Below are 933 nucleotides of genomic sequence, written 5' to 3'. Positions count from 1 at the left end.
CGGGCCGCAGCCCCCACGCCTCGACGAGCCGGAACAGCGCCACTTCCAGGGCGAACAGCGCGGGCTGCGTGAACCCGGTCCGGTCCAGTACCGCCGCGTCGTCCCCGAACAGCACATCCCGCAGCGGCCGTTCGAGGTGGGCGTCCAGGTGGGCGCACACCTCGTCCAGCGCGTCCGCGAACACCGGGAAGGCGTCGTACAGCTCACGCCCCATCCCCAGCCGCTGGCTGCCCTGCCCCGTGAACAGGAACGCCACCTTGCCCTCGCCGGCGGTGTCCTCGACCAGGCCCGGCACCTCGGACTCGCCCCGCGCCAGCGCCGCGAGACCGGCCAGGAGCCCGTCCCCGCCACCGGCGGTGAGCACGGCCCGGTGGTCCAGGGCCGCGCGGGTCGTGGCCAGCGAATAGGCCACATCGACGGCGGCCGGTGCGGTCTCGCCGCCGAGGTGGGCCAGAAGCCGTTCGGCCTGACCGCGTACGGCGGCCCGGGACTTGCCGGACAGCACCCACGGCACCACCGGCAGCTCCACCGACGCGGCGGCGGGTGCGGGGGCCTGCTCCGGGGCCTGTTCGATGATGGTGTGCGCGTTGGTGCCGCTGATGCCGAACGCCGACACCGCGGCCCGGCGCGGACGGCCGGTCTCCGGCCACTCCCGCGCCTCGGTCAGCAGCTCCAGCTCACCTGCGGACCAGTCGACGTGCGGGGTCGGCTCGTCCACGTGCAGCGTCGGCGGCAGCACACCGTGGCGCAGCGCCAGCACCATCTTCATCACCCCGGCGACACCGGCGGCGGCCTGGGTGTGCCCGATGTTGGACTTGATGGAGCCGAGCCACAGCGGCTGCCCCTCGGGCCGGTCCTGGCCGTAGGTGGCCAGCAGCGCCTGCGCCTCGATCGGGTCACCGAGCTTGGTGCCGGTGCCGTGTGCCTCGACCG

Annotated in this window: 1 protein-coding gene; it reads right to left on the bottom strand. The window is 74.6% G+C overall.

Annotated features, from left to right (window positions below):
* On the bottom strand, window positions 1-933 hold a 933-nt coding region (locus AXW62_RS30765), incomplete at both ends, for an acyltransferase domain-containing protein (RefSeq protein WP_159060996.1).

Source organism: Streptomyces hygroscopicus subsp. hygroscopicus, from assembly GCF_001553455.1.
Lineage (GTDB): Bacteria > Actinomycetota > Actinomycetes > Streptomycetales > Streptomycetaceae > Streptomyces > Streptomyces hygroscopicus.
Note: the sequence above shows the minus strand (reverse complement) of the source record. Positions and strands in the feature narration are given on the sequence as shown.